This is a genomic window from Kitasatospora sp. MAP5-34 (assembly GCF_029894335.1).
Lineage (GTDB): Bacteria > Actinomycetota > Actinomycetes > Streptomycetales > Streptomycetaceae > Kitasatospora.
This window is the reverse complement of record NZ_JARXZC010000081.1, coordinates 1-6016: the sequence shown is the minus strand read 5'-3', so window position 1 is coordinate 6016 and position 6016 is coordinate 1. Positions and strand designations below refer to the sequence as shown.

Here is a 6016-nt window from a genome sequence, read left to right as displayed (position 1 = left end):
CGTTCCAGCAGTACCTCGACGCCCGCGGCCTACCCCGCCCCCTCTGGTGGCGCCAAGGAAAATGACCTTGCAAACCCAAGATCACCGACAGAGTCGCTCAGTGCACGTTGCCGAACTCGTCGTCGTGCCAGAGCTCGCGTTCGGGGCGGTGGACGTAGTCCTTCCACAGGCGCAATGCCGCGCTGGTGTCTCCTGGCTGGAGGTAGTTCCGCATGCGTTCAAGGCGAACGATCTCGGACAGTGCTCCTGGGGAGAGGCGGTCGATGGCCAGCCTTGAGTGCTGTGACTGCTGTCGGTCCGGGAGTCCGGCCCGGATGCGTCCTGGCCGTCTACGCGGCATGGACCTTTCGGTTGATCGTCATGCCGCACATGGTGCCACGATCTCGAACGCTGTCTCGAATGGGTTCGCTCGTCCGGGGATTCTCCGGACGAGCGGGCGGCCTTCGACCCAAGGAGTACACGTGACCACGACGAAGGCCGTGAGGGTTAGTCTGCTGCTGTGGTGGTGCGGTTTGGGTGACGGTCCGGACGGCGGGGCTTCTGCCCTGCTGGGGGGCTGCTGATGGTGGTGAGCGTCCGGCGGGTGCCGGCCGCTCGGCCCGGCGGGCAACCACCCGCCACCGGGCCGGATCGGACCCGCCAACCCGCCCGGCCGGGACGGCCCGCACCGTCCGCCAGGCCAGCCGGGAGAACCGCCGCTGACCCCTGCCGATCACGGCCACCGGGGTCCTGATGCAGCTCCCGATGCAGCTCCTGCTGTGATTCCTGATGCAGCTCCTGATGCCAGCGCCCTCGGCCACGCCGTGCGGCGGAATCTGTGCAGGTCAGGCGGCCAACCAAGGGTGCCGGAAATTCTGACAACCCTTCCTGTCTGCCCCTTTTCTTGTCCTGGTGGTGGTTGGTGGGCGGTGGGGACGTACGGTGCGGGTTCGTGGCGCCTGCGGCGGGCCGGTGGTGGGCGGGGCGCGCCCGGTGGGGCCGGTCGCGGGCGGCTGGCGGGCCGCCAGGGGCCGTGGCAGGGCTGCCTGCCTGGCCGCTACCGCCGCGACCGGGTTGCACCCCGTCGCGGGCCCGGATACGTGAACAGCTGCGCCTCGTTCCGCTGGAGCGGAGCGGCCGGGCGGACGGGTTCGGCAGGCAGCCGGCCCGGCGCTGGGCCGGCTGCCTGCGGTGGCACACGGGAACGGGAGCCGGGCCCAGTCTGAGAGGACGGTATGTGACCTGATGTCCGTTTCGTCGTTGCGGTTTGGGTGAGTGGGCGGCTGGTCGTGGGTTGCCGGGCGGTTACGGTCGCGGCCTGGTGAACAGTCCTGGCTCGGTCTCGGCCAGGATTCCGCGCCCGGTCAGGCGCTTCAGTTTGATGCGGACGTTGTTGATGTTGTTCGGCATGAGGTCCAGGTCTATGGCCTCGCACACGTTCCTCGCCCGCAGCGGGGCGTCGGCTTCGGCGAGCACGGCCATGATCTGCTGGTAGGCGGGGCCGTCCGGCAGGGCCGGAGCCGGCTCTGCCGGTGCCGGGGGTGTTTCGTCGGGCAGTTCCAGGAGTGTCTTGCGGGTGATCGTGATGTGCTCGGCGGCCTGGGCGAGTCCGTCCAGCAGCGTGGTCAGCTGCGCGATCTGCTCGTGGGCGGCCTCCGCTTCCGCAGCGATCTGTCGCTCTCGGACCTCCAGGCGTGCCAGCAGGGCACCGAGGGTCTGCTGTGGGTCGCCGCTCACGCGCCGCGCCAGGACGGGGTGGAGGTGCCGGTCAGTCGACGGGCCATCACATCGCTTATCGCCCAGTACACCCGGGACTCGGAACTGGCCGGGCGGTGCTCGTAGTCGCGGACCAGCCTGCGGTGCAGCATCAGGATCCCGTTGGTCTGCTCGACTTTCCAGCGGATCGGCTGCGGGACGAAGCCGTGGTCGGCCGGATTGCGCTCGACGATCTCCACCGCGATGCCAAGGCCCGCGCCGTGGTCGACCACGGTCTTCTTGAACCCTTGGTCCGCCAGCGCCTTCGTCACCGTGGAGGTCCCGGCGGCGACCTTGTCCAGCAACGCGGTACCGAAGGCGTTGTCGTGCACGGAAGCGGCCAGCACCACCACGGCGATCACCAGGCCCAGCACGTCGACAGCCAGCCCCCGCTTGCGGCCAGGCACCTTCTTGGCGGCGTCCCGTCCGGTCGTGGCCGCGGGCACCCCGGCGGCGGCGTGCAGGCTCTGGGTGTCGAGCACCACCAGGCTCGGGTCGGCTAATCGTCCCCGGCTCTCACGCACCTGCCAGCGCAGCAGGTCATGGATGACCTCGTCGGTGCCGTCGTCGCGCCATTTGTAGAAGTAGTACTTCACCGCGCCGGGCGGTGGCAGGTCGTGGGGCAGGTAGTCCCACTGGCAGCCGGTCCGGAACTGGTACAGCAGCGCGTTGACGATCTCCCGCATCTCGTAGTTGCCCCGGTGGCCGCTGACGGACGGGTGCTTCGCCTTCCACGCAGTGGTCACCGGCTCGATCAGCGCCCAGCGTTCGTCGGATAAGTCGCTCTTGTAGGGCTTGCGGTCGCTCACCCCGTCACTCCAGCACGGCCAAGCCCGTCGACCGGCCGGGAGTCCCCACAGTCACACGATCAGGCGACACCGAACCGGACATCAGGTCACATACCGTCCTCTGAGGAGCTGGGCCCGGCTCCGTCCGCATTTCCCGATGCACAAGGAGAGGAGCTGACCGGACCACATCGATGACGACGCCTGGGCCGATCGGGCACTCCCAGTCCGGCCCGCCGAGCCTGGTGTGCCGTGTGACCGGTCGTCTGGTCCGTTTCAGCCGCCGAGGATGGTGACACCGTAGCTGGCGGACAGCTCGGGCACCCAGTCCATCAGGAGGCTCACGCCGTATCGGTCCGCGAGCACCGAGACGCGATCGAAGTCCGGTTCGCCGCCCTCTGCGAGGATTGCGGCCATCTCCCGGAAGTACTGGTCGAACTGCGGTGGCGCGATGATCTCCAGCAGTCGGGCCTCCCCCGGGCCGGAGTTCCAAAACGTGTGGGGGACACCGCGTGGTTTCACGACGTAGTCGCCGACCCTGGCGGTGAACACCTGGTCACCGATGCGGACACCGATCTCGCCCTCGATCACGAATGAGAACTCGTCTTCGCGAGTGTGCAGGTGAGGCGGCACCAGGACGCCTGGGCGGACCGGGTGCTCGACCACCGAGAAAGCCCCGCCGGTCGCCTCGGACGGGATCTTGTAATGCACCCCGATCCCGCCCAGATGAATGAGGTCGCCCTGTCCGGCTTCGACTACGGGATGCAGAGCGTCGATCGTCATCGCGGTCTCCTCGCCGTATGGGCGGGCGGTATGGGTGACAGTCACGCCTCCCCGGAGCGTCGGTGCGACGTTCGCCGTCCGACCTGGGCACCCGCCGCTATCGACGCTACGCCTGACGTGGGGGTGCCGCATCGGCCGTCGAGCGGGCCGGGGCCGCGCACGCACCGCGCGCAGTGTTGAGCCGGATGGAGGCGCCCGGGCGCGCCGCGAGGGCGGGAGTGCTCGACTGAGGCCAGACAGGTCCATCCCGACACAGTGGAGACCGCAGTGGCCATCATCGCAGCATTCGACATCCCGGGCGGTACGCAGGCTCAGTACGAGCAGGTCACCAACAAGATGACCGGAGGGCGCGGCGTGGTCCGGGCCAGCTCGGACTGGCCGGTGGCCGGCCTGATTTCACACGCTGCCGGACCTAGCCCCAGTGGGTGGTTCGTCGTCGACGTCTGGGAATCCGAGGAGGCGTTCCAGCGATTCGGGGAGGCTCTCAGACCGCTCATGCAGGAAGCAGGGATGGCGGAGACCGCTCCGAACATCTACCCCGCGTTCAACACGGTGACCGGTTAGCGTCCAGCCCCGCAACGCCGGGGTACAGGCCGTGTCGTAGCCCTTTCCTCCACGTGGGAAAGGGCTACGACAAGCTGTTGTGCGCCCGGCCTGGCGAGCGCTGGGGCGGACGGCAGCTGTGAAGCGTCAGCCGTCCGTCCTGGCGGGCCCGATCGGGCAGGAGCCGCCCTCAGAAGGGTCACCTAGCTTGACACCCGTGCCCACCGGCAGGCCCTGACCTACTGGGAGCGCCCGTAGGGGGTGGTCTTGCGAGTGGCCCGGGAGGTGGTCCTGCCGGGCGTCTTGGGGGTGGTCTTGTACGTGTTCACCTCTCCGCCAGCATCAGGCATATCCGCAGGTCAGGGCGGGTTCGGGTGGTCCGGGAAATCCAGACACCCCCTGCTCTGTCCCTCTCTTGTGGTGCTGGTTGTGGTTGGTGCGGTAGGCGGACGGGACGGACGGCGGTGGTCCTGCGCCTGCGGCGGGCCAGCGGTGGCTGGGGCGCCCGGCCGGGGCCGGGTGTGGTTTGCCGTGGGGATGTCAGTGGTGTTTGCCGTGGTGTGTCAGTGGCTTTGCTGTCTGGGTGTCATGGGTAGGCCGAGGCTGTAGAGGACGTCGTCGGTGCGGAAGTCGGCGCCCGGGCGACGGCCAGGCGCCCGTTGCGGGTTTGACTTCGACTGGCGTCCGCTGCGTGCCTCTACTTGACATCGTCGAGTACCAGAGACAGTCTGATACTTGTGACCTCCAGCCATGACCCGCAACTGCTCAAGGGCGTCCTGTCGCTCCTCCTGCTGCACCTGCTGGCGGAACAGGAGTCGTACGGGTACGAGGTGGTCCAGCGCCTGCAGGGCGCCGGATTCACTGACGTCCTGGAGGGCACGGTGTATCCCGCCCTTGCCCGCCTCGAACGCGAGGGGCGGCTGGCCTCCCGGCTGGTCGCCTCCTCCAGCGGCCCGGCGCGCAAGTACTACCGGCTGACCGCCGCCGGGCACGAGGCCCTGGCCGCCGGTGCCGCCAGCTGGGCCCGGCACGTCGCCGGCGTCGATGCCGTCCTGTCCCGTCCGCTGTCCGCCGTACCGCAGAAGGGTTCCTGACATGCCGCACACCGTCACCTGGCTCGACCGGCTGCGCGTCGAACGGCTCGTCTGGGCGCTCGACCAGCGCCTCTACGACCTGCCCCAACGCACCCGGATTGCCCACCGGCGCGAGGTCCGCGCCAACCTGCTGGCCGCCACCGCGGAAGTCGGCGCCGGCGAGGCGCTGCGCCGGCTCGGCAGCGCCCGCGAGCTGGCCGCGCAGTACCTCGACGCCGAGCTCGGCGAAGGCCCGCGGCACTCGTGGCTCGCCGCCGCGCTCTTCGCTCTCACCACCCCGCTGGTGCTCAACTTCTTCCTCAGCGAGGCGGCGAACGCATACCAGCAGGCCCTCACCGCCACGGGTACGCACGCCGACGGCAGCTACACCTGGGGCGGCGTCACCTGGCTCCAGAGCCCGTTGACCTTCGTCCTGCACGAGGGGCAGACCACCCACGTCGGCGGAGCCTGGACGCCCCTGACCTACGTGATCCTGCTGGGCGGCGCGGTCGCCTGCGGCCGCCTCTGGCGAGCCCTGCCGGGCCGCCGAAACCAACGGCGGGCCGGGTCCACGGCGGACGGCCTGGCGCTCTGATCCCTCCAGCGGCCGACCGAAGTCGCCTCCGCGGGATGGGCCCACGTTGCCAGGGTGATTGATACCGAGGACGCTCTCCTACAGGTCGATGGCGTGTGCGGGGTCGCCGGCGGCCCGGTAGGCGTCGGCGAGGGTGTTGCGGGTGGTCAGGGTGTCGGGGTGGTTGTTGCCGAGGACGCGTTCGCGGTCGGTGAGGACGCTCTTGTACAGATCCAGCTGCCGGCCCAGCCGGTTTGCGAAGGGGTCGATGTGGCCCTTCGCCGCCCGGCGGGCGTCCGGCGCGTCGCTCGGACCGGTGGGATGGTGGGCGGCCCAGGTCGACCACACTTTCTGCGCTCCGAAATTGGCGGTTCCACCTCCAGTCCTCCCTGGTTGCCCTACCGTGGATGGCACTTGAGGCCCGAATACTGAAGCTTCGCCATCCTCGAACGTGCTGGTCAGAGGGGCTGGCGTGACGGTTCTCCGGGGTGCTCGTGCTGATCGTGGGCAGGAGTCTGCGGTCT

General features: G+C 69.3%; 7 protein-coding genes. 3 read left to right on the top strand and 4 right to left on the bottom strand.

Translation table 11 applies throughout. From position 1 onward, the window contains the following. Positions 1–1284: 1284 nt before the first annotated feature. The 3 genes from P3T29_RS32250 to P3T29_RS32240 all read right to left on the bottom strand — a co-directional run bounded on the left by P3T29_RS32250 (position 1285) and on the right by P3T29_RS32240 (position 3302). On the bottom strand, positions 1285–1716 hold the full coding sequence (locus tag P3T29_RS32250) for a hypothetical protein (protein ID WP_280720236.1): 432 nt from the start codon (positions 1714–1716) through the stop codon (positions 1285–1287). Then, on the bottom strand, positions 1713–2543 hold the full coding sequence (locus P3T29_RS32245; RefSeq protein WP_280720235.1) for an IS5 family transposase: 831 nt from the start codon (positions 2541–2543) through the stop codon (positions 1713–1715). The genes P3T29_RS32250 and P3T29_RS32245 overlap by 4 nt, the downstream gene beginning before the upstream one ends. 252 nt (positions 2544–2795) lie before the next feature. Then, positions 2796–3302, bottom strand: a complete 507-nt coding sequence (locus P3T29_RS32240) for a cupin domain-containing protein (protein ID WP_280720234.1) — start codon at positions 3300–3302, stop codon at positions 2796–2798. A 267-nt stretch (positions 3303–3569) separates the two neighbouring features. Between P3T29_RS32240 and P3T29_RS32235 the strand changes: the two genes are divergently transcribed. The 3 genes from P3T29_RS32235 (at position 3570) to P3T29_RS32225 (ending at position 5513) form a co-directional block, all read left to right on the top strand. Beyond that, on the top strand, positions 3570–3866 hold the full coding sequence (locus tag P3T29_RS32235; RefSeq protein ID WP_280720233.1) for a hypothetical protein: 297 nt from the start codon (positions 3570–3572) through the stop codon (positions 3864–3866). 716 nt (positions 3867–4582) lie between these two features. Next, positions 4583–4939 (top strand): PadR family transcriptional regulator, encoded by a 357-nt coding sequence (locus P3T29_RS32230; protein ID WP_280720232.1) that lies wholly within the window; start codon positions 4583–4585, stop codon positions 4937–4939. Between the two features lies 1 nt (position 4940). Continuing rightward, the gene (locus tag P3T29_RS32225; RefSeq protein ID WP_280720231.1) at positions 4941–5513 is read left to right on the top strand and encodes a hypothetical protein; all 573 of its coding nucleotides are present in this window, start codon (positions 4941–4943) and stop codon (positions 5511–5513) included. A gap of 78 nt (positions 5514–5591) precedes the next feature. On the opposite strand, the gene P3T29_RS32220 is transcribed toward P3T29_RS32225, so the two are convergent. Further along, a complete protein-coding gene (locus tag P3T29_RS32220) occupies positions 5592–5840 on the bottom strand; it encodes a tetratricopeptide repeat protein (RefSeq protein WP_280720230.1) in 249 nt (82 codons plus the stop codon). Between the last annotated feature and the right edge of the window lie 176 nt (positions 5841–6016).